The 20,469-nt window shown below is 60.3% G+C and carries 17 protein-coding genes; 5 read left to right on the forward strand and 12 right to left on the reverse strand.

All coding sequences use genetic code 11. The annotated features are described in order from the left end of the window. Positions 1 to 32: 32 nt before the first annotated feature. Positions 33 to 2,771, reverse strand: coding sequence for a HopW family type III effector protein (locus PI739_RS14885; RefSeq protein WP_054081988.1), 2,739 nt, complete (start codon positions 2,769 to 2,771; stop codon positions 33 to 35). A gap of 342 nt (positions 2,772 to 3,113) precedes the next feature. Between PI739_RS14885 and glyA the strand changes: the two genes are divergently transcribed. Then, the gene (gene glyA, locus PI739_RS14890; RefSeq protein WP_003340745.1) at positions 3,114 to 4,367 is read left to right on the forward strand and encodes a serine hydroxymethyltransferase; all 1,254 of its coding nucleotides are present in this window, start codon (positions 3,114 to 3,116) and stop codon (positions 4,365 to 4,367) included. A gap of 106 nt (positions 4,368 to 4,473) precedes the next feature. Here the strand turns inward: glyA and yjiA are convergent, their stop codons facing one another. From yjiA to PI739_RS14905, 3 genes are all read right to left on the reverse strand, one after another. Then, positions 4,474 to 5,451: a GTPase gene (yjiA, locus tag PI739_RS14895; protein WP_044309428.1), complete on the reverse strand. Its 978-nt coding sequence runs from the start codon at positions 5,449 to 5,451 to the stop codon at positions 4,474 to 4,476. A 95-nt stretch (positions 5,452 to 5,546) separates the two neighbouring features. Then, entirely contained in the window at positions 5,547 to 5,744 is a 198-nt protein-coding gene (locus PI739_RS14900) for a YbdD/YjiX family protein (protein ID WP_003313802.1), read from the reverse strand. A 27-nt stretch (positions 5,745 to 5,771) separates the two neighbouring features. Continuing rightward, entirely contained in the window at positions 5,772 to 7,847 is a 2,076-nt protein-coding gene (locus tag PI739_RS14905) for a carbon starvation CstA family protein (protein ID WP_003368701.1), read from the reverse strand. A gap of 285 nt (positions 7,848 to 8,132) precedes the next feature. On the opposite strand from PI739_RS14905, the gene PI739_RS14910 reads away from it, so the two are divergent. After that, positions 8,133 to 8,507, forward strand: a complete 375-nt coding sequence (locus tag PI739_RS14910) for a PilZ domain-containing protein (RefSeq protein ID WP_003368702.1) — start codon at positions 8,133 to 8,135, stop codon at positions 8,505 to 8,507. 14 nt (positions 8,508 to 8,521) lie between these two features. Here PI739_RS14910 and radA read toward each other — a convergent pair whose 3' ends face one another. Then, a complete protein-coding gene (radA, locus tag PI739_RS14915) occupies positions 8,522 to 9,889 on the reverse strand; it encodes a DNA repair protein RadA (RefSeq protein ID WP_002555235.1) in 1,368 nt (455 codons plus the stop codon). 196 nt (positions 9,890 to 10,085) lie between these two features. On the opposite strand from radA, the gene mscL reads away from it, so the two are divergent. Then, positions 10,086 to 10,532 carry a large-conductance mechanosensitive channel protein MscL gene (mscL, locus tag PI739_RS14920; protein ID WP_003368707.1) on the forward strand — a complete coding sequence of 149 codons (447 nt, stop codon included), beginning with the start codon at positions 10,086 to 10,088 and terminating at the stop codon, positions 10,530 to 10,532. A gap of 244 nt (positions 10,533 to 10,776) precedes the next feature. Here mscL and PI739_RS14925 read toward each other — a convergent pair whose 3' ends face one another. Further along, entirely contained in the window at positions 10,777 to 11,553 is a 777-nt protein-coding gene (locus PI739_RS14925) for a ferredoxin--NADP reductase (RefSeq protein ID WP_151342682.1), read from the reverse strand. 336 nt (positions 11,554 to 11,889) lie between these two features. Between PI739_RS14925 and PI739_RS14930 the strand changes: the two genes are divergently transcribed. Both PI739_RS14930 and PI739_RS14935 read left to right on the forward strand, forming a co-directional pair. Continuing rightward, positions 11,890 to 12,123: a helix-turn-helix domain-containing protein gene (locus PI739_RS14930; RefSeq protein WP_003340758.1), complete on the forward strand. Its 234-nt coding sequence runs from the start codon at positions 11,890 to 11,892 to the stop codon at positions 12,121 to 12,123. 130 nt (positions 12,124 to 12,253) lie between these two features. Continuing rightward, the gene (locus tag PI739_RS14935) at positions 12,254 to 13,378 is read left to right on the forward strand and encodes a methyltransferase (RefSeq protein WP_271352002.1); all 1,125 of its coding nucleotides are present in this window, start codon (positions 12,254 to 12,256) and stop codon (positions 13,376 to 13,378) included. 93 nt (positions 13,379 to 13,471) lie between these two features. On the opposite strand, the gene PI739_RS14940 is transcribed toward PI739_RS14935, so the two are convergent. The 6 genes from PI739_RS14940 to PI739_RS14965 all read right to left on the reverse strand — a co-directional run bounded on the left by PI739_RS14940 (position 13,472) and on the right by PI739_RS14965 (position 20,248). After that, positions 13,472 to 13,639 (reverse strand): DUF2474 domain-containing protein, encoded by a 168-nt coding sequence (locus PI739_RS14940; RefSeq protein WP_003368712.1) that lies wholly within the window; start codon positions 13,637 to 13,639, stop codon positions 13,472 to 13,474. Between the two features lie 21 nt (positions 13,640 to 13,660). Then, on the reverse strand, positions 13,661 to 14,668 hold the full coding sequence (gene cydB, locus PI739_RS14945) for a cytochrome d ubiquinol oxidase subunit II (RefSeq protein ID WP_003368713.1): 1,008 nt from the start codon (positions 14,666 to 14,668) through the stop codon (positions 13,661 to 13,663). Between the two features lie 3 nt (positions 14,669 to 14,671). Beyond that, on the reverse strand, positions 14,672 to 16,111 hold the full coding sequence (locus tag PI739_RS14950) for a cytochrome ubiquinol oxidase subunit I (protein WP_003431639.1): 1,440 nt from the start codon (positions 16,109 to 16,111) through the stop codon (positions 14,672 to 14,674). A 422-nt stretch (positions 16,112 to 16,533) separates the two neighbouring features. After that, a complete protein-coding gene (locus PI739_RS14955; RefSeq protein ID WP_187809821.1) occupies positions 16,534 to 18,735 on the reverse strand; it encodes a xanthine dehydrogenase family protein molybdopterin-binding subunit in 2,202 nt (733 codons plus the stop codon). After that, on the reverse strand, positions 18,732 to 19,721 hold the full coding sequence (locus tag PI739_RS14960; RefSeq protein ID WP_268950419.1) for an FAD binding domain-containing protein: 990 nt from the start codon (positions 19,719 to 19,721) through the stop codon (positions 18,732 to 18,734). Before PI739_RS14960 ends, PI739_RS14955 begins: the two co-directional genes overlap by 4 nt. Next, positions 19,718 to 20,248 (reverse strand): (2Fe-2S)-binding protein, encoded by a 531-nt coding sequence (locus PI739_RS14965; protein WP_128775189.1) that lies wholly within the window; start codon positions 20,246 to 20,248, stop codon positions 19,718 to 19,720. The genes PI739_RS14960 and PI739_RS14965 overlap by 4 nt, the downstream gene beginning before the upstream one ends. Positions 20,249 to 20,469: the final 221 nt, after the last annotated feature.

Genomic DNA, 20,469 nt, shown 5'->3' on the forward strand with positions numbered 1-20,469 from the left:
GCGTTGCTGGCGGCGGTCTACCGGCTACAGGCTTATGGCTCGCCAGCCGCTTGCGGTGCAGGCGCCGGGTGCGACCAGGTCAGGTACCGGAAGCGGTCGTAGAGACCCGCCACGACCTGCCCGCCTGCAATCCTGCCCGGAATTGCCGTTTGCAGGGTGCCGACCGCGCTCCCCAAACGCGAGGTGCTGACGTAATCTCCGGCCCAGGACGCTGCCGCCCTGCCGGCCTGATGCGCCGCCTTGCCTTTGTCAGTCAGGTAGCTCAACCCCTTGCCGGCTGCTGCGCCAGCCACTTCTCCAACCATACCGGGAAGCGTGAGGTTGGCTGCGGTCAGGACCGCAGCACCGGAGGCGTAGCCTTTGATCCCCTTGTCGAGAAAATTCCAGACTTTGTTGACGCCCAGAAACCCCGTCATCACCAGATTCAGACCGACGATTTCCTTGAAGACCTGAACCGCCTTTTGCATATCGACTTCAGGGTTCATGGCCAGTTTGAGCATCTCCGATACGCACCAGACGCCATCCGCCGCGTAATCGGCTTTGCCGACCATGCTTTTCATCAACATCACCAGCGCCGCACCGATACTCGCCGTCAAGGCCACCAGGCCCAGCTTGGTGTAGAAGTCAGGGTCCGCCTTGCGCTCCCCCTCGGCCAGTTGCAGCCCTGCGCGCAGGGCATCGGCGACTTCGAACCTGGCCTGGAACTCGCTGCTTTGGGTGCCCAGGTATGTCAGGCTCGAGTTCATGATGTCGGTGATGCTTTTGTCTTGCTTGTACAATTCGGTCGCCACTTTCATCTGCTGGGCAAAATGCTCGCTGACGTCGAAATGCTTGACCACGGCCAGATGGTCTTCCTCCGGGATGCGGGCGTTCCCGGTGTCTTGCCTGGAAAGCTTGCTCTTGGCGAGCTTGAAGGCAGCGACGATCGATTCACGGTTGAATACGCCCAGCGTGGCTGCGCCCGATGCCACGGCCGTTGCGATACCGAAGCCGACCTGCTCCAGCAGGTGTTCGTTCCTGGCAAAGGTGGGCTGCGCCACGATGGCGTTGGCCAGCACGGTGACGAAGTAGCGGTTCAGGCCATGATCGACATTGGTCCGCGCGTTGGTCAGCTCGTTCATCATCAGGCCAGCCATGAACACCGCGTTCTTGGTGAAGTGGGCAACCAGCGATGAGCTGTAGGAGTTGTCCTTGCTGACGAACGCCACGGCCAGTGGCAAGGGTGCCAGCGCGAGCAGCATCGCCGGGCTTGCAAGGACGCGACTCTTGAGCGAGGCGCCGTTCTTGAGCGTGCCCAGTTCGGCATTCATGCTTTTGTTGAGGCTGAGCAACTCGTCTTTCACATCAGAGGGCAGCCCCGAGCGGCTCAAGACTGCAGGCAACTGTTCGTTGTGAGCGCGCCAGGCGTCGAGTTGCCCCTGAGCATTGGCGTGAACGATTGCGCCCAACATGTCACGCTCGGCTTCGCTCAGCGCAGACGATGGCTTTTCCAGCAGCGTCTTCACAACGTCGGACGTCGTGGTAGCGGCACTTGGCAAATCACCAAGACGGGCCAGTTGCTCCTCGCTCAACACCAGCGAACCGTTGGTCAGCGCCAATCGCAGTTTTTCATCGAAACCCATGCCGCACCTGGCCTCGATGTCTTCTTCAGGGGCGAAGGGCAGCGGGGTATTGCTGACGATATCGCGTTGTTCTTGCGTGAGATGCAGCACATGCTTGTTCAGGAAGGCATGCATCTGATCGGGCGACAGGTGTGGCGCCGGGGTGCGCATCAAAGCCAGCAACGCCTTGTCATCCATCGGCGCGAGCGCCCCGTAGGCATCAAACTTGCGCACCAGATTGCCGCCGGCCTTGAGCAATGCCTGGCGTGTGGTCAGCCTGGGCTCGGCAGGCTCGTGGCCAGGTGCAGGTGCCTCGCCTGGCTCAATGGAGATTTCTTCCAGCCTCGGCAAAAGATCGTGTTCGCGCAATAGCTGCAGCAGCGCCCCCGCCACTTCCGCCAGCTCGCGCAATTCATTGCAGGCTGGCGCGTCCTGGCAATTTTCGGTCAATGCCTGCAATGCGCCCGGCAACATCTCCAGATCATTGAGCGTGTCGGCATGTGAGCGCAGCAGACTGACGACCGCGTCGGGTTGACGCTGGAGGCTGTCATTCAAATCCGCCGTACGCTGCTTGGCCGTGCGAACGAAATGACTGAAGAGCGTGTAAGACGAAACAACGGGGGGCTCTGCGCCAAGCGTCTCGGGATCCAGATGAGTCAACGTCAGCAGATCCGGAACCGCACGGGCCAGGGCGGACGGTCGGGCGGTCAAACGAGCGACGGATTGGTGCAGCCGTGCCGTCCTGAGCCCTTCACAGGCCAGCGACAGCGAGTCGTGAGATGCGTGAGAGGCCGGCATATCGGCCAGCCGGTGAGTACAACGGTCAAGCAGTTCTCTCAGCGCCGGCACCTGATCCTCGCTTGCCAGTTGATGCCAGCCCTGCTCCGTCGTGCCGACCTCGGCGAGGCTCTGACAGAGTTGAGCAACGGTGTGCCAGGACGGATGCTGTTTATCCAGCTCACGCTGAAGAGCAGACAACAGACGCACAGAGTCCTGCGCTGGCGCAGCAGAGGTGCGACCAAATGCCACGGCCAGCTCGCCGGAGGCAAAAAACGCTACGGTACGAGCCTGCTGCGGAGTTTGCTCACTAACGCCGGTTGCATCGCCGGACGCAGGAGCAACCTCCGGCAATGAGGAATGAGAGGAGCGCGTGATCTGAGAGGGCATCATGGCGTTTTTACCTACTGTCGGTGGGTATGGGCAACAGACCGACTGAGTGTCGTCCGGCCCGGAACGGTTCCGGCAGTTGAAGGTAAATAGATGCGTGATCGCTGAAAATTCGAGTGGATGTGCCCGGTTCACGCCGCCGATGACTAAATCGATCTCGACCCTCTCATGTGGGCGAGTCCCCTACAGAACGAGCCTTGCGCCTGCGGCACGTCCATGATTTCAGGCCTTGTCGAAACCCGCGTGAACGGCGTCACTGGTCAAGATGACTGCCTTTCATATGCCAGATAAAACCCGATGGGGTAGAATAGCCGCCTTTTCCGCCATGCCCCCTTGAGGACTGCCATGTTCAGCCGTGATTTGACTATCGCCAAGTACGACGCCGATCTGTTTGCCGCCATGGAGCAAGAAGCTCTGCGTCAGGAAGAACACATCGAGCTGATTGCCTCGGAAAACTACACCAGTCCGGCCGTCATGGAAGCTCAGGGCTCGGCCCTGACCAACAAGTACGCCGAAGGCTATCCAGGCAAGCGCTACTACGGTGGTTGCGAGTACGTCGACGTTATCGAACAACTGGCCATCGACCGCGCCAAGGAGCTGTTCGGCGCTGATTATGCCAACGTCCAGCCACACGCGGGTTCGCAAGCCAACTCGGCGGTCTACCTGGCCCTGCTGCAAGGCGGCGACACCATTCTGGGCATGAGCCTGGCTCACGGTGGTCACCTGACCCACGGCGCCAGCGTTTCGTCCTCGGGCAAGCTGTACAACGCCGTTCAGTACGGTATCGATGCCAACGGCATGATCGACTATGACGAAGTCGAGCGCCTGGCTGTCGAGCACAAGCCAAAAATGATCGTCGCCGGCTTCTCTGCCTACTCGCAGATCCTCGACTTCCCGCGCTTCCGTGCAATCGCTGACAAGGTCGGTGCCTACCTGTTCGTCGACATGGCTCACGTAGCCGGTCTGGTCGCCGCAGGCGTCTACCCGAACCCGGTGCCATTCGCTGACGTCGTGACCACCACCACGCACAAGACCCTGCGCGGTCCACGTGGCGGCCTGATCCTGGCGCGCGCCAACGCCGAAATCGAGAAGAAGCTGAACTCCGCAGTATTCCCTGGCTCCCAGGGCGGCCCGCTGGAGCACGTCATCGCAGCCAAGGCCGTGTGCTTCAAGGAAGCGCTGCAGCCTGAGTTCAAGACCTACCAGCAGCAAGTGGTCAAGAACGCCAAGGCGATGGCCGGTGTGTTCATCGAGCGTGGCTTCGACGTGGTTTCCGGCGGTACTGAAAACCACCTGTTCCTGCTGTCGCTGATCAAACAGGACATCTCCGGTAAAGACGCCGACGCCGCTCTGGGTCGCGCCTTCATCACCGTCAACAAGAACTCCGTTCCAAACGACCCACGCTCGCCGTTCGTCACCTCCGGCCTGCGCTTCGGCACCCCGGCAGTGACCACTCGCGGCTTCAAGGAAGCTGAGTGCAAGGAACTGGCGGGCTGGATCTGCGACATCCTGGCTGACCTGAACAACGAAGCCGTGATCGACGCTGTTCGCGAGAAGGTCAAGGCCATCTGCGCGAAGCTGCCGGTTTACGGCGCTTGATAAGCCTGGTTTAAACGCAGTACCAAAAAGCCCCGGCTCGTGAGAGTCGGGGCTTTTTGTTGGGCAGATCACTCTATGGGCAGAAGCTCAGCCGCTGCCTGACCTCTCAGCCGCATACCCTCTCGAACCCCGCCCGGATCTTCTCCTCCGGCAATTCATCGGCAATGAACACGATCACGCTCTCGCGTTTTTCGCCTTCGGCCCACTCGGTGTCCCAGTCAAAGCCGTACAGCTTGAGCACGCCCTGAAACACCATCTTGCGCGGTTCGTCTTCGATGTTGAGCACGCCCTTGTAACGCAGCAGTTGCTTGCCATGGTCTTCCAGCAGTTCGTTCATGAACTCGCTGAGGCGGTCCAGGTTCAGCGGTTTTTCACTGCGCAGGACCAGGCTGCTGATGCGGTCAGCGGAATTGCCGGTCGGGGCCAGTGGGCGCAGGATCATGCCGCCGCCGAGGTCGGCGTTGAGGTTGAAGCCGCGTACGTCGAGCAGTTCGGCGAGGTCGATCCTGCCGTGCTCGACGATACGGATCGGCGCGCGGCGGTTGATGCGGGTCAGGCGCGCGCTCAGGGCATCGAAGGCTGCATCGTCGACCAGATCACGCTTGCTGACCAGCAACCGGTCGGCAAAGCCGATCTGCGCCTGGGCGATGGTTTGCGCCAGGTGAGTATCGGCGTGCGCGGCGTCGACCAGGGTGATGATGCCGTCGAGGATGTAACGCTCGCGCAGCTCTTCATCGATGAAAAAGGTCTGCGCGACCGGCGCGGGATCGGCCAGCCCGGTGCATTCGATCACCAGCCGGTCGAACACGATCTCGCCGCTGTCCAGACGCTCCAGCAGCAGGTAGAGCGCCTTGGTCAGGTCAGTGTGGATGGTGCAGCACACGCAACCGTTGGACAGGGTCATGATCTGCACGGGATCCGTGCCGAGCAACTGGCTGTCGATGCCTGCATCGCTGAATTCGTTTTCGATCACGGCGATTTTCAGGCCGTGTTCGGCCTTGAGCAGGTGGCGCAGCAAGGTGGTCTTGCCGGCGCCCAGAAAGCCGGTCAGCACGGTCACGGGGATGGGTTGCAACTCAGTCATAAGGCTCCTGGCGTGAGGCATTCAGCTGAAATGAAAACGCGCCACAGGTGATGGCCTGCGGCGCGTCGGATCAAACAATAACGCAGATCAGCGGATCAACAGCATTTCGGACCGGCCTTGCCGCCGTAACGGGCCTCTTGCCGCTCCCGAAAGAACTGCTCATAGGTCATCACCGGCTTGTCCGGGTGGGTGTTCTGCATGTGCTCTACGTAAGTGTCGTAGTCCGGCATGCCCACCATCAGGCGCGCGGCCTGACCGAGGTATTTGCCGAGGCGACTCAGGTCATTGAACATGGGCAAATCCTCTATGGGTAAGCGTGGTCACACCTGCGACGCTGGCGGCATGGCCTGGAACGGAGCTTCCTTGTCGGTGCGCTCCTTGGTGCTCCAGGCCGCTCGGCCGACTTTAATGGCGTAGAACAGGATGCTGAACACCACGAACAGGAACAGCACGGTCAGCCCGGCGTTGGTGTAAGCGTTGAAGATCACATGCTGCATCTGGTCCATGGTCTTGGCCGGGGCCAGAATCTGACCGGCATCGGCCGCCGCGCTGTATTTCTTGGCCAGGGCCAGGAAACCTACCGCAGGGTTGGCATCGAACAGCTTGATCAAGCCCGCCGTCACGGTGCAGATCAGCAGCCAGGTGGCAGGCAGCATGGTCACCCAGACATAGCGCTGGCGCTTCATCTTGATCAGCACCACGCTGGCGAGCATCAGGGCGATACCGGCGAGCATCTGGTTGGAGATACCGAACAGTGGCCACAAGGTATTGATGCCACCCAGCGGATCGATTACACCCTGATACAGCAGATAGCCCCACAGCGCCACGCAACCGCCGGTGCCGATGGCGTTGGCCGTCCACGACTCGGTGCGCTTCAAGGCCGGGACGAAGCTGCCCAGCAGGTCCTGCAGCATGAAGCGTCCGGCACGTGTACCGGCGTCGACTGCGGTCAGAATGAACAGCGCCTCGAACAGAATCGCAAAGTGGTACCAGAACGCCATGGTGTTTTCACCCGGCAGCACCTGATGGAGGATCTGCGCGATACCGACGGCCAGCGTCGGAGCACCACCGGCACGGGCCAGCACGGTGTTTTCACCGATGTCTTTCGCCACAGCGGTCAGTTGTTCCGGCGTGATGGCAAAGCCCCAGCTGGACACGGTCTGCGCCACTGTTACCACGTCACTGCCGACCACCGCAGCAGGGCTGTTCATGGCGAAGTACACACCCGGCTCGATCACCGAAGCGGCAACCATTGCCATGATGGCCACGAAGGATTCCATCAGCATGCCGCCGTAACCGATGTAGCGGGCGTTCTTTTCGTTATCCAGCAGCTTGGGCGTCGTGCCCGACGAGATCAGTGCGTGGAAACCCGATACGGCACCGCAGGCAATGGTGATGAACAGGAACGGGAACAATGCGCCCTTCCAGACCGGGCCTGTGCCGTTGGTGAACTGGGTCAGGGCCGGCATTTTCAGCTCGGGCGCCAGAATCAGGATGCCGATTGCCAGTGCCAGAATGGTGCCGATTTTCAGGAAGGTCGACAGGTAGTCACGTGGCGCAAGCAGCAGCCAGACCGGCAGCATGGCCGCGACAAAACCGTAGCCGACCAGCATCCAGGTGATCTGCACACCGGTGAACGTGAACATCGGACCCCAGGTAGGATCCGCCGCGACCATGCCGCCGACCCAGATCGAACCGAGCAACAGAATGACGCCGACGATGGAGATCTCACCAATGCGTCCCGGACGGATGTAGCGCATATAAATGCCCATGAACATCGCGATCGGGATCGTCGCCATTACCGTGAACATGCCCCACGGGCTCTCGGCCAGGGCCTTGACCACGATCAGCGCCAGCACCGCAAGGATGATGATCATGATCAGGAAACAGCCGAACAGCGCGATGGTGCCGGGAATACGGCCCATTTCCTCGCGCACCATGTCGCCCAGCGAGCGACCGTTACGGCGCGTGGAAAGGAACAGGATCATGAAGTCCTGCACCGCACCGGCCAGCACCACGCCGGCAATCAGCCAGAGCGTGCCGGGCAGATAGCCCATTTGCGCTGCCAGTACCGGGCCGACCAGCGGGCCTGCGCCGGCGATGGCTGCAAAGTGGTGACCGAAGAGGATGTGTTTGTTGGTCGGCACATAGTCCAGACCGTCGTTGTTGACCACTGCCGGTGTCGCACGCAGCGGATCGAGCTGCATGACGTGAGTGGCGATGAAAAGACTGTAGTAACGATAGGCAACCAGGTAGATAGCTACCGCAGCGACCACTATCCACAAGGCGTTGATCGCCTCTCCGCGACGCAAGGCCACGACCCCAAGGGCACATGCCCCGACAATGGCGATGATGAGCCAGGGAACATGGCGCATCAGACTATTATTATTTTTCATTTTTTTTATTCCAGCAGAGTTGACTAGAAGGCAAGCCATGCGAGTTTAGCGCCGGATCAGCGAAAGACCACCCCCAACCAAGGTCTAGGTCGAAATTTGATCAATTGCGGCAGATACCCGGCATAGAGGGCTGGAATGGCCTCGACAGATGGCGTCCCGATCACAAAACCGTGATGCGGAACTGTTCTGCAATTGCTTTACGGTCTATCGTGCATGGACAACAGAATCGATCAGATAACGACCTGCACGCTGACTCCGGCGGCGGTCAACAAGAGAGTTCATTCGATGACCGACTCACCTGCAGATCGCCGTCGTTTCAAACGCATTGCCTTTGATGCCAAGACCGATCTGAAGCAAGGCGACAAAAGCTGGAAAGTGCAACTGGTCGACCTGTCCCTCAAAGGGCTGCTGATCGAACGGCCTGATCCGTGGAACGGTGATCAGACGCAGCCCTTTGAAGTTGACATCATTCTAAGCAACGATGCCCATGTGAAAATGGATGTCGAAATCACTCATGACAACAAACGGCAACTGGGATGCGTTTGCCGGCACATAGGGCTGGACTCGATCAGCCACCTGAGGCGGCTGGTCGAATTGAACCTCGGAGATCCCGAGGAACTGGATCGGGAACTGGCAGCCTTGATCGAACTGCAGGAATAATCCTCAGGGCGAGGTTACTCGAACAGCGCATCCAGGGCCTGTTCCAGTCGCGTAACGGCAATGATCTGCAAACCGGGCGGCGCCTCCTTAGGCGCATTGCCCTTGGGCACGATGGCGCGTTTGAAGCCGTGCTTGGCGGCCTCCTTGAGGCGCTCCTGTCCACTGGGCACCGGCCTGACTTCACCCGACAGCCCCACCTCACCGAACACCAGCAAGTCATGCGGCAGCGGACGATTGCGCAGGCTGGACATTACGGCTGCCATCAAGGCCAGGTCGGATGCGGTTTCCAGCACCTTCACCCCACCTACCACGTTGAGAAACACGTCCTGGTCGTGAGTGGGAATGCCGCCGTGGCGGTGCAGAACAGCCAGCAGCATGGCCAGACGATTCTGATCCAGACCCAGCGTCACGCGGCGCGGGTTGGACATGTGACTGTCGTCCACCAGCGCCTGCACCTCCACCAGCATCGGCCGCGTGCCTTCCCAGGTCGCCATGACCACACTGCCCGGCACTTCTTCCTGCGCGCGGGTAAGAAAGATCGCAGACGGATTGGAGACTTCTTTCAGGCCCTTGTCGGTCATGCCGAACACGCCCAGCTCGTTGACCGCGCCAAAGCGGTTCTTCACCGCCCGCAGCAGGCGCAGGCGCCCGTCCGACTCGCCCTCGAAATACAACACGGTGTCGACCATGTGCTCAAGCACGCGCGGACCGGCCAAGGCGCCTTCCTTGGTGACGTGACCGACCAGGAAGATCGCCGTGCCGCTCTGCTTGGCGTAACGCACCAGCAAGGCAGCGCTTTCGCGAACCTGCGACACGCCGCCGGGGGCCGACTGCAACTGTTCGGTGAAAATCGTCTGGATCGAATCGATCACCATCACCTTGGGCTTCTCGACCTTGGCGGTGGCAATGATGGTCTCGATGCAGGTTTCGGTCATGACCCGCAGCTTGTCCTGCGGCAGTCCCAGACGACGGGCACGCATGGCGACCTGCTGCTGGGATTCCTCACCCGTGACGTACAACGCGGGCATGCGCTGGGCAATGTTGCACAGCGTCTGCAAGAGGATCGTGGACTTGCCGATGCCGGGGTCACCGCCGATCAGCACCACCGAACCATCAACCAGACCGCCGCCGAGCACCCTGTCCAGCTCGGTGGAGTTGGTGGAGAAGCGCGGAATCTCTTCGACACTGACCTCCGCCAGGGTCCTGATCTGCGCCTGGGAACCGGTCCAGCCGGTACGCCCGGTAGGCGGCGCGGCGGCACCGCTTTCAATCATGGTTTCGACCAGTGTGTTCCAGGCACCGCATTCGCTGCACTGGCCCGCCCACTTGGGAAATGTCGCGCCGCACTCGGTGCAGCCGTACAAGCGTTTGGCCTTGGCCATGACAACCCCAGTCGTTATAAAACGCCCATGATAACGCAGGTTGCAACACCTGCCAGTCGCAGGGCGACGACTGCTTTTGAAAACCGGATAAAACTTACGCGGACGACTCCGGTCGATTGAACGTGGCACGGGCGGCAGCAGTACGTCTGGGCTACACTCATCCGGATCAAATTTATCTGCTACAAGGAATTACCCCATGAGCGTGCTTAAGGAATTCAAGGCATTCGCGGTCAAAGGCAACGTAGTTGATATGGCCGTCGGTATTATCATCGGCGCGGCATTCGGCAAGATCGTTTCTTCGTTCGTCGGCGATGTCATCATGCCGCCGCTGGGCCTGTTGATTGGCGGCGTCGACTTCAGTGACCTGGCGGTCACCCTGCGCCCCGCGCAAGGGACCGCACCTGCGGTACTGCTGGCTTACGGCAAGTTCATCCAGACCGTTATCGACTTCATTATCGTCGCGTTCGCGATCTTCATGGGCGTCAAGGCCATCAACCGCCTGAAACGCGAAGAAGCCAAAGCGCCTACCCTGCCGCCAACGCCCACCAAGCAGGAAATCCTGCTGAGCGAAATCCGCGACCTGCTCAAGGAGCAGAGCAAACCGGCAGCGCCCATTACCGTGGATCCTGCGCGTACGCCTTGATTGAGTAAGGCCTGCACCTGCAGGCCATCGCCCCCACGCAGCGCTTTTCAACCGCGATGTCACTGACGACGCAAATTGCGACGTAAGTGACGGCTGCGTCCTGGCGCTGATCCGCCTGACAAAGAAAAGCCGCTGTGTGACGCGGAGCGTCATGAACTGCATTCCCACGCGGAGCGTGAGGAACGATAGATATGTGACTATCGTGCCAATGCTCGGCACGATAGCCGTAGCCAGCCGCCAGCCATCACCAATACGTTTCCACCGCCACTTGCCCCGGCTTGCGTGACAGGCTCAAGCGCATCTCGCGCTGCTTGAGAATCGTCCGAGTGTCATCGATCATCTGCGGATTGCCACACAACATCACCCGCGAATGCTCCGGCGTGAGGGCAATACCGGCAGCGCGCTCCAGCTCTCCGTTTTCGATCAACTGCGTGATACGCCCATTCAATGCACCCGGATGCTGCTCGCGGGTCACCGTAGGCAAAAACAGAAACTTGTCCGCGTATTCAGCCAGGTACTCACGCTGCATCAGTTCGGCAATCAATTGCTGATAGGCCAGCTCGCGCGACTCACGCACGCTGTACACCAGAATCACCCGCTCGAATTTCTCCCAGACCTCGAAATCCTGAAGGATCGACAGAAACGGTGCGACCCCAGTGCCTGTGGATAACAGCCAGAGATCGCGACCGTCAATGAAACGATCCAGAGTCAGATAACCAAACGCCTGCTTTTCCACCAACAGACTGTCGCCCTCCCGCAAGCGGCTCAACTCGCTGGTGAATTCGCCATCCGGCACCACGATGGAAAAAAACTCCAGAAACTCATCGTGCGGAGAAGAAACCATCGAATAGGCACGCCATACCACCGTGCCGTCGGCCTTGGTCACCCCGAGACGCGCAAACTGTCCGGCACGAAAGCGAAAACCGGGATCACGCGTGGTACGCAGGGTGAACAGGTTCGCGGTCAGCGGCGTGACACGCTGCAGTGTCTGTCGGGTGAATTTGTCGTCACTGACGGTCATGGTGCGCTTTGAACTCCTGAATATGGAAAGCAGCGCCCAGTGTCCCGCAAAGCAGGCTCGATAAACACCGGCTGTTTGTGATGGATTACCCGGCAACGGGCTCTGCAGCTTAGAGTATTTGGTTCTTGGATCAGCCCTTGCAGGGTCGAACATCCACAGAGCCGATTACCCCGACCCTTCTCGCGCGAGGGTTTCAGCCGACAGCCCCAGAACACGCTGCCAAGTGCCATCAGCCCATCCGTCCGGCTGATCCGCGCCACCACGGACTGTCATGTATTTGTCCCTAAACTGGATAAACACCCAGCAAGGTCTGTACACGTACTGCAAGGAGGCTACATGAACACGATGGACATAAATTTCTCACAGCCCTCGCCAGCAAAAAACCTGACTCAGAGAGAAATCGAAGTCCTCAAATGGTCCGCTGAAGGCAAAACAGCTGGCGACATCGCAATGATCCTCTGCCTGAAGGAGCGCACCATTCACTTCCACATTGCCAGCGCCATTCAAAAAATGGGCGTTTGCAACAAGACGGCTGCCGCCGTACAAGCCGCACTCAGCGGGATGTTCTGACAAAACGGGCAATCACCGCGTAATCAGACAGGTATCGAAACGAAAAAATACGTAAAATCGTCTGTCTCAGCGAGCCCACCTGTCATCGGGCTCACTGACATACCTTCGATTGCACAGAGTTTTCCCGCCAATGCCCCTGCTCATCAGTCCCTTCGCTGAACTTGATCTCATTCGCCAACCCGAGCAACAGGATGAGCCCCTGCAGGCCTTCGATGCCGCTGACGAGTACCTGCTCAATCATGTTGCAGAAGCAGGGCTGAGCCTGCAAAGCCGGGTTCTGGTGCTCAATGACAGTTTCGGCGCGTTGGCGGCAAGTCTCGCGCCACATGCCACGGTGATCAGCAGCACCGACTCGTTTCTGGCGGCGCAGGGGCTGGAAAAAAATCTGGCACGCAACGGCATGAGCTACGACGCAGTACCGCACATACCGGCCAGCGAAGCGTTGCAGGGGCCATTCGACTGGGTGCTGATCCGGGTGCCCAAGACCCTGGCGCTGCTCGAAGAGCAACTGATACGCCTGCAAGGTCAACTGGCCCCCGGCGCTCGGGTCATCGCTGCGGCAATGGTCAAGCATTTGCCGCGCTCGGCGGGCGACTTGCTGGAGGAATATGTCGGACCGGTACAGGCCTCGCTGGCAGTGAAAAAAGCCAGATTGCTGTTCGCCACGCCACAGCCCATGGAAGTGCGCACCTCGACCTACCCGACGCGCTACCGGCTGGATGATCCGGCCATCGAACTGCTCAACCATGCCAATGTGTTCTGCCGCGACGGGCTGGACATCGGCACCCGCGCCTTCCTGCCGCATCTGCCGAAAAACCTTGGTACGGCAAGGGTCGCAGACCTGGGTTGCGGTAACGGCGTGCTGGCCATTGCCAGCGCGCTGGACAACCCGCAGGCGCACTACACGCTGGTCGACGAGTCGTTCATGGCCGTGCAATCGGCAGCCGAGAACTGGCAAGCGACGCTGGGGGATCGCGACGTACAGCTTCGCGCAGGCGACGGTCTGGAGATGCAGGAGCCTGACTCGCTGGATGTGGTGCTGTGCAACCCGCCCTTCCACCAGCAGCAAGTGGTTGGCGACTTTCTTGCCTGGCGGATGTTTCTTCAGGCCCGGGCCGCTCTGGTGACCGGCGGGGCGCTGTATATCGTCGGCAATCGCCACCTGGGTTATCACACCAAGCTGTCGCGCCTGTTCCGCGGCGTCGAGCAAGTCGCCGCCACGCCGAAATTCGTGATTCTGAAAGCCCGCAAGTAACCCAGGCCCACGGCACAAAAAAAGACCCCCTTGCCACGCGAGTGGCAAGAGGGTCGCAAAACGTGTCCGGAGGACACGAACGGGAATTCAGTATCAGTGTGTCGTCAGGCCCGCTGCACTCATGAACATGCGCATCAGGCTGGCCACGATGAACAGCGCAAATACGCTGCCCGCCCAGATTCCGACCAGCCAGGCCAGTCGTTGCCAGAGCGGCTTGCTCAGTGCCGGATCAGGATCGTGCATGGAATGCTTACCAGACATCGTCATTCTCCTCGGTTCGGACTAGTGATAACCGTCTGCAGCCGTCACCTTGCCGCGGAACACGTAGTAGCTCCAGAAGGTGTAGCCCAGGATGAACGGAATGATGAACAGCGTGCCCACCAGCATGAAGCCCTGGCTCTGCGGCGGTGCGGCGGCTGCCCAGATCGATACCGAAGGCGGAATGATGTTCGGCCACAGGCTGATCCCCAGACCGCTGTAGCCCAGAAAAATCAGCAACAGGGTCAGCAGAAACGGCGTGTAGTGAGCATTGCGGGCCACCGCCTTGAACAGACCGTACATGGTCACCAGCACCAGAATGGGTACCGGCATGAACCAGAACAGGTTGGGCGTGCTGAACCAGCGATGCGCGATATCAGCATGAGCCAGCGGCGTCCACAGGCTGACCACGGCCATGACCGCGAGCACTGCAAGGGCCAGCGGACGTGCCAGATCATGCATCGCCTTCTGCAGCGAGCCTTCGGTTTTCATGATCAGCCAGGTGCAGCCCAGCAGCGCATAGGCAACGATCAAGGCCAGCCCGCAGAACATCGGGAACGGCGAGAGCCAGTCCAGCGAGCCTCCGGCAAACTGGCGATCGACCACCGGAATGCCTTCAATGTAGGCGCCCAGTGCCACGCCTTGGAAGAAGGTCGCAGCCAGCGAGCCGCCAATGAACGCCTTGTCCCACCAGTGGCGCTTCAGCTCGGTCGCCTTGAAGCGGAACTCGAATGCCACGCCACGGAAGATCAGGCCCATGAGCATGAACATCAGCGGCAGGTACAGCGCAGACAGGACCACCGAGTAGGCCAGCGGGAAAGCACCGAACAATGCCGCACCGCCCAGCACCAGCCAGGTTTCGTTGCCGTCCCAGACCGGCGCGACGGTGTTCATCATCACGTCGCGGTCGGAGCTGTCCTTCATGAACGGGAAGAGAATCCCGATACCCAGATCGAAGCCGTCCATCACCACGTACATCATGATGCCGAAGACGATGATGACGGCCCAGATCAGCGGAAGATCGATACCCATGGCTTAAATCCCCTTGCCGAGCGGGTCAAGATTGCCGCCATCTTCTTCGCCTTCAACAGCGGCGGAGAGCGGACGGGCCGGTGTGCGTTGCTGGCCGGGACCACCGTGAGGCACATGTTCGACGTAGGCTTTCGGCCCTTTGCGAACCAGACGCATCATGTAGCCAAGACCTGTACCGAAGAGCACGAAGTAGACGACCACGAACAACACCAGGGTGATGCTCATCTGCGCCACGCTGTGCCCGGACGACGCATCCGCGGTACGCATCAGGCCGTACACGACCCAAGGCTGACGACCAATTTCGGTGGTGAACCAGCCTGCGAGAATCGCGATCAGGCCAGACGGCCCCATCCACAATGCCAGGTACAGGAAAGGACGCGAGTTATACAGCGTGCCGCGCTTGCGCAGCCACAGGCTCCACAGGCCGGTGAAGATCATCAGCATGCCGAGGGCGACCATGACCCGGAACGACCAGAACACGATTGTCGAGTTAGGGCGATCCTCAGGCTTGAACTCTTTGAGCGCCGGCACCTGCTTGTCGAGACTGTGAGTCAGGATCAGGCTGCCCAGGTACGGAATTTCCACCGCGAACTTGGTCCGCTCTTCCTTCATGTCGGGAATGCCGAACAGGATCAGCGGGGTCGGTTCGTCACCGACGTTCTCCCAGTGACCTTCGATGGCCGCGATCTTCGCAGGCTGATGCTTGAGCGTATTCAGACCGTGGAAGTCACCGACGACAGCCTGGACAGGCGCCACCAGCAGGGCCATCCACATGGCCATCGAGAGCATCTTGCGTACCGCAGGAGTGTCACGGCCCCGCAACAGGTGCCAGGCAGCCGACGAACCGACGAAGAACGCCGTCGCCACGAATGCGGCAATCGCCATGTGCGTCAGGCGATAAGGGAACGACGGGTTGAAGACCACGGCGAACCAGTCAGTGGGAATGACCCGACCGTCAATGATCTCGAACCCTTGCGGCGTCTGCATCCAGCTGTTGGACGACAGAATCCAGAAGGTGGAGATCAGCGTGCCGATGGCGACCATTACCGTGGAGAAGAAGTGCAGGTTGCGGCCGACACGATTCCAGCCGAACAGCATGACACCGAGGAAGCCCGCCTCGAGGAAGAACGCGGTCAGCACCTCGTAGGTCAGCAACGGGCCGGTCACAGCACCTGCGAAGTCGGAGAAGCGGCTCCAGTTGGTGCCGAACTGGTAGGCCATGACGAGCCCGGAAACCACGCCCATGCCGAAGTTGACAGCAAAAATCTTCGACCAGAAGTGGTACAGGTCACGGTAGACGTCATCGCGGGTCTTCAGCCACAGGCCTTCGAGCACAGCCAGGTAACTTGCCAGACCAATAGTGATGGCAGGAAACAGGATGTGAAACGAAATCGTGAATGCGAACTGGATCCGGGCGAGATCTATAGCCTCTAAACCGAACATAGGATGTTCCTCTCTCAGATGAAACCTGCTGCCGGCCGCAAGCCAACAGCGATTGCCCCCACGGTAATGAGTGCTTATGTTTCTTTATTCTGGCGTTTCCAATGGCGAAAACGCTGGTCGATGCACCGATCATTGCCTGAACGCAATGATGCAGATCAATCGACCATCAAAGAGTAGTCCTGTTCAGCCATTAAAGTCGTGTGGTCTATTGTCGCGTGGCGGGTTGTCTCACCTGCACAGCGCTTGCAGATGCGGAGTCCTTCCGGGCACCTATCGTTCCTCACACTCCGCGTGGGAATGCCGTTCGTGACGCTCCGCGTCACACCTGCGCCGCACTGCCTGCGCAGGAGGATGTAGAGCGTCACGCACTGCATGCCAATGCAGAGCATTGGCATGATAGGCCGTTGGATTTGCGGTCGCTGTTACAACAGCTTATCCAACGTGATCGGAAACTCGCGGATCCGCTTGCCGGTGGCGTGATAGATCGCGTTGGCGATCGCTGCCGGGACGCCCACGATGCCGATTTCACCGACGCCCTTGGAGCCCAGCGCGTTGACGATATCGTCGTGTTCTTCGACAAACAGCACGTCGATGTCGCCGATGTCAGCATTCACCGGGATGTGGTACTCGGCCAGGCTGTGGTTCATCGGACGGCCCAGGTTGTGGTCAAGCATCGCCTCTTCCTGAAGCGCCATGCCCATGCCCCAGACAACGCCACCCAGAATCTGGCTGCGCGCCATTTTAGGGTTCACGACCCTGCCCGCTGCCACGGCACTGACCACACGATTGACCTTGATAGTGCCCAGATCCTCGTCGACCAGCACTTCGACGAACACCGCCGAGTGCGTGGCTGCCGCATAGGCTTCGCGCTTCTTGTCCGGCTCGGCGTCGACTTGCACCTCGATGACACCGTGAGCCTGAGACGCTGCCAGTTCAGCCATCGATAGCGCCTGATCGCCTATGTGCAGCTTGCCCGCTTCGAAGCGAACCCGATCCGGCGTCACGGAAGCGAATTGTGGATGCTGCCCCTTGGCAACTTCCAGTACCTGACGCTGCAAAGCCTGACAGGCCTGTTGCACCGCAGTACCGACTGAAGAAACCGTGAACGAGCCACCCTGCAACGGCGCAGTCGGCAATGAAGAATCACCCAGCAGGAAGCTGACGTTATCCACTTCGATACCCGACGATTCTGCAGCGATCTGCGTCATGACGGTATAAGTGCCGGTGCCGATGTCGGTGGTAGCACTACTGACCACCAGCTTGCCGTCACCTTGCAGACGCGCCTTGGCGCTGGCCTTCATCTGCATGGCCTCCCAGACACCGCCGGCCATCCCCCAGCCGACCAGTTGACGGCCCTGGCGCATGCTGCGTGGCTCAGGGTTACGGCTGGACCAGCCAAAGCGTTCGGCACCCTGGGCGTAGCATTCGCGCAATTCCTTGCTCGAATACGGCTTGTCTTCGTTACCGTTGCGCTCGGCGTAGTTGGTCAGACGCAGGCGCACCGGGTCGATGGCCAAGGCGTAAGCCAGCTCGTCCATGGCGCATTCCAGGCCGATCATGCCCAGGGCAGCACCTGGCGCACGCATGTCGAGCGGCGTGAACACATCCAGCGGCACCAGCTTATAGGTCAACTTCACGTTGTCGCAGTGATAGAGCATGCCGCTCCATTCCACCACGTGTTCGCTGAAATCTTCGAAGCGCGAAGTCTGCCCGATGGCCTCATGACCGACCGCCAGCAAACGGCCGTTGGCAGCCGCACCCAGACGCAGACGCTGAATGGTGCGCGGGCGATAACCGAAGGTGAACATCTGCTGCCGGGTCAGCGTCAGGCGCACGGAGCGCTTGAGGTGCAATGCAGCCATCACCGCCAGCGGCAACTGATATTGCGGGCGCAGGCCGGAGCCGAAGGCACCACCGACAAAGGCGGCCAGCACACGGATCTTGTCCTTTTCCAGGCCAAAGACCTTGTGCAGGTAGTCCTGACAGTTTTGCGTACCCTGCGTCTTGTCGTGAATCTGCAAGCTGCCGTCGGCCTGATACAGGACGGTCGACGCATGCGGTTCCATCGGGTTGTGGTATTCGCTGGGCGTGCTGTACGTCACGTCCACACTCAGCGCAGAGCTGGCCAGTTCACCTTCGAAGTTGCCACGCGGCGGCGGCAATTCGGCAGGCGCGTCATAAGCGGTGTCGAGCATGGCCTGCAGATCGGTCTGGTGCTCCTGCTGCTCGTATTCGATACGCACCAGCGAGCCCGCATGCCGCGCCAGCTCCAGCGTATCGGCAACGACCAGCGCGAGCGGTTGGCCGCTGTACATCACGTTGTCGTTGTAGAAAGGACGAAACGGCGACCCGTCAGCCGAATCGGCGTCCTCATAGTTTTCGTCGTAGCTGGCCAGCGAAGGGCGATTGGTGTGGTCGATGACAGCGACCACACCCGGCACCTTCATTGCCTCGCTCGTATCGATGCTGGCGACGCGCCCGTTGGCGATGGTGCTGGAGACCACGCTGCCGTACAACAACCCTTCTTCAGGGTATTCACCGGCGTAACGTGCACCACCGGTCACTTTCAATCGGCCGTCGACGCGGTCCACAGGCTTGCCCATTGGCGAAAATGGCTGGTTCATTGGGCGCTCCCTCCTGTTGCGGCATCGCTCAAGGCACGAATGATCGCGCGGCGGGCCAGTCTGACCTTGAAACCGTTGTGCTCCAGAGGCTGGGCATCTTCAAGCATGGCGTCTGCGGCAGCGGCGAAGTTCTCGCGGGTGACCGGCTTGCCGATCAGCAGCGCTTCGACCGCCTTGTCGCGCCATGGCTTGTGCGCGACACCGCCCAACGCCAGACGCACGTCGCGAATCACGTCGCCGTCCAGATCGATGGCGGCAGCCACCGATATCAGGGCAAACGCGTAGGACGCACGGTCGCGGATTTTCAGATAAGCGTTGTGGCTGACAAAGCCGTTTGCAGGCAGCTCGACAGCAATGATCAACTCATCGTCGGCCAACTGATTGTCACGCTGCGGCGCATCACCCGGCAGGCGGTGGAAATCCGCAAACTCGATGGTGCGACGACCGGCACGTCCCTGGACATGCACCACCGCTTCCAGCGCAGCCAGGGCCACGCACATGTCGGAAGGGTGAGTCGCGACGCAATCTTCGCTGGCACCGAGAATCGCGTGAATGCGATTCACGCCGGTGCGCGCCGGGCAGCCGCTGCCCGGTTCGCGCTTGTTGCACGGCACGCCGGTGTCATAGAAGTAATAGCAGCGGGTGCGTTGCAGCAGGTTGCCGCCAGTGCTGGCCATGTTGCGCAACTGCGGCGACGCACCGGCCAGCACCGCTTTGCTCAGCAGCGGGTAACGCGCTTCGATCAACGGGTGATAGGCCAGGTCGGCGTTGCTGACCAACGCACCGATCATCAGACCGCCCGAGGCGGTTTCAGTGACATCCCTTAAAGGCAGGCCGGTGATGTCGATCAGGTGCTCGGGCGTGGCGACGTTTTCTTTCATCAAGTCGAGCAGGTTGGTGCCGCCCGCGATGAAGCGCGTGGCCGGGCCGCTCAGGTTGACCGCTGCGGTGATGTCGGTCGGCTTGCTGTAGGTAAACGGATTCATGCGTTCACCTCAGGCTTCGGCGCCGCATTGTGGAACTGTGGCAACGCCTCTTCGACGGCGGCGAGAATATTGCTGTAGGCACCGCAGCGGCACAGGTTACCGCTCATCAGTTCCTGAATCTGGGCACGCGTGCTGGCGCGACCTTCATTGGCAAGCCCGACAGCCGAGCAGATCTGTCCGGGCGTGCAGTAGCCGCACTGGAACGCATCATTCTTGATGAACGCCTGCTGCATGGGGTGCAACTTATCGCCATCGGCCAGGCCTTCAATGGTGGTCAGCTCGGCGCCGTCACACATGATCGCCAGCGTCAGGCAGGCATTGATGCGCGTGCCGTCGCGCAGTACGGTACATGCACCGCACTGGCCGTGGTCGCAGCCTTTCTTGGTGCCGACCAGATCGAGCTGATCGCGCAGCAGGTCAAGCAAGGTGGTCCAGGGCAGCACATCCAGTTGGCGGAGCTGTCCGTTCAGGGTCAGAGAAATCGCGTGGGTAGCGAAGTCCTGGGGGTTCGGGGTCGTTGCACTCATGGAAACCTCACGGTAGGCGGTCGCTTAGCGCACTTTTTATGCGTCTTAAGGGGTGGGACTTCGCGAGGTTTGCAACGTTCAGGCTTTCTTGATGAGCGTACTTGTCATCGAAAGGCCGTCATCCACAGGCAGCCATCCCGCCAAGCTGCTGGTATGATGCGCGGCTTTTTCCGAGCCGCAAAAATCAAACGGGCTGCCCTGCAGTCTGTGCTTTGCTGCTG

Origin of the sequence: Pseudomonas cerasi, from assembly GCF_027983475.1 — a bacterium.
Classification (GTDB): domain Bacteria; phylum Pseudomonadota; class Gammaproteobacteria; order Pseudomonadales; family Pseudomonadaceae; genus Aquipseudomonas; species Aquipseudomonas cerasi.

What these genes read in the sequence shown, in the direction of transcription:
- PI739_RS14940 (WP_003368712.1), bottom strand. Translation starts at nt 13,639, where the DNA reads ATGTCTGGTAAGCATTCCATGCACGATCCTGATCCGGCACTGAGCAAG.
- PI739_RS14965 (WP_128775189.1), bottom strand. Translation starts at nt 20,248, where the DNA reads ATGAGTGCAACGACCCCGAACCCCCAGGACTTCGCTACCCACGCGATT.
- yjiA (WP_044309428.1), bottom strand. Translation starts at nt 5,451, where the DNA reads ATGACTGAGTTGCAACCCATCCCCGTGACCGTGCTGACCGGCTTTCTG.
- PI739_RS14955 (WP_187809821.1), bottom strand. Translation starts at nt 18,735, where the DNA reads ATGAACCAGCCATTTTCGCCAATGGGCAAGCCTGTGGACCGCGTCGAC.
- PI739_RS14930 (WP_003340758.1), top strand. Translation starts at nt 11,890, where the DNA reads ATGAACACGATGGACATAAATTTCTCACAGCCCTCGCCAGCAAAAAAC.
- PI739_RS14905 (WP_003368701.1), bottom strand. Translation starts at nt 7,847, where the DNA reads ATGAAAAATAATAATAGTCTGATGCGCCATGTTCCCTGGCTCATCATC.
- mscL (WP_003368707.1), top strand. Translation starts at nt 10,086, where the DNA reads ATGAGCGTGCTTAAGGAATTCAAGGCATTCGCGGTCAAAGGCAACGTA.
- PI739_RS14900 (WP_003313802.1), bottom strand. Translation starts at nt 5,744, where the DNA reads ATGTTCAATGACCTGAGTCGCCTCGGCAAATACCTCGGTCAGGCCGCG.
- PI739_RS14885 (WP_054081988.1), bottom strand. Translation starts at nt 2,771, where the DNA reads ATGATGCCCTCTCAGATCACGCGCTCCTCTCATTCCTCATTGCCGGAG.
- PI739_RS14935 (WP_271352002.1), top strand. Translation starts at nt 12,254, where the DNA reads ATGCCCCTGCTCATCAGTCCCTTCGCTGAACTTGATCTCATTCGCCAA.
- PI739_RS14950 (WP_003431639.1), bottom strand. Translation starts at nt 16,111, where the DNA reads ATGTTCGGTTTAGAGGCTATAGATCTCGCCCGGATCCAGTTCGCATTC.
- PI739_RS14960 (WP_268950419.1), bottom strand. Translation starts at nt 19,721, where the DNA reads ATGAATCCGTTTACCTACAGCAAGCCGACCGACATCACCGCAGCGGTC.
- PI739_RS14910 (WP_003368702.1), top strand. Translation starts at nt 8,133, where the DNA reads ATGACCGACTCACCTGCAGATCGCCGTCGTTTCAAACGCATTGCCTTT.
- glyA (WP_003340745.1), top strand. Translation starts at nt 3,114, where the DNA reads ATGTTCAGCCGTGATTTGACTATCGCCAAGTACGACGCCGATCTGTTT.
- radA (WP_002555235.1), bottom strand. Translation starts at nt 9,889, where the DNA reads ATGGCCAAGGCCAAACGCTTGTACGGCTGCACCGAGTGCGGCGCGACA.
- PI739_RS14925 (WP_151342682.1), bottom strand. Translation starts at nt 11,553, where the DNA reads ATGACCGTCAGTGACGACAAATTCACCCGACAGACACTGCAGCGTGTC.
- cydB (WP_003368713.1), bottom strand. Translation starts at nt 14,668, where the DNA reads ATGGGTATCGATCTTCCGCTGATCTGGGCCGTCATCATCGTCTTCGGC.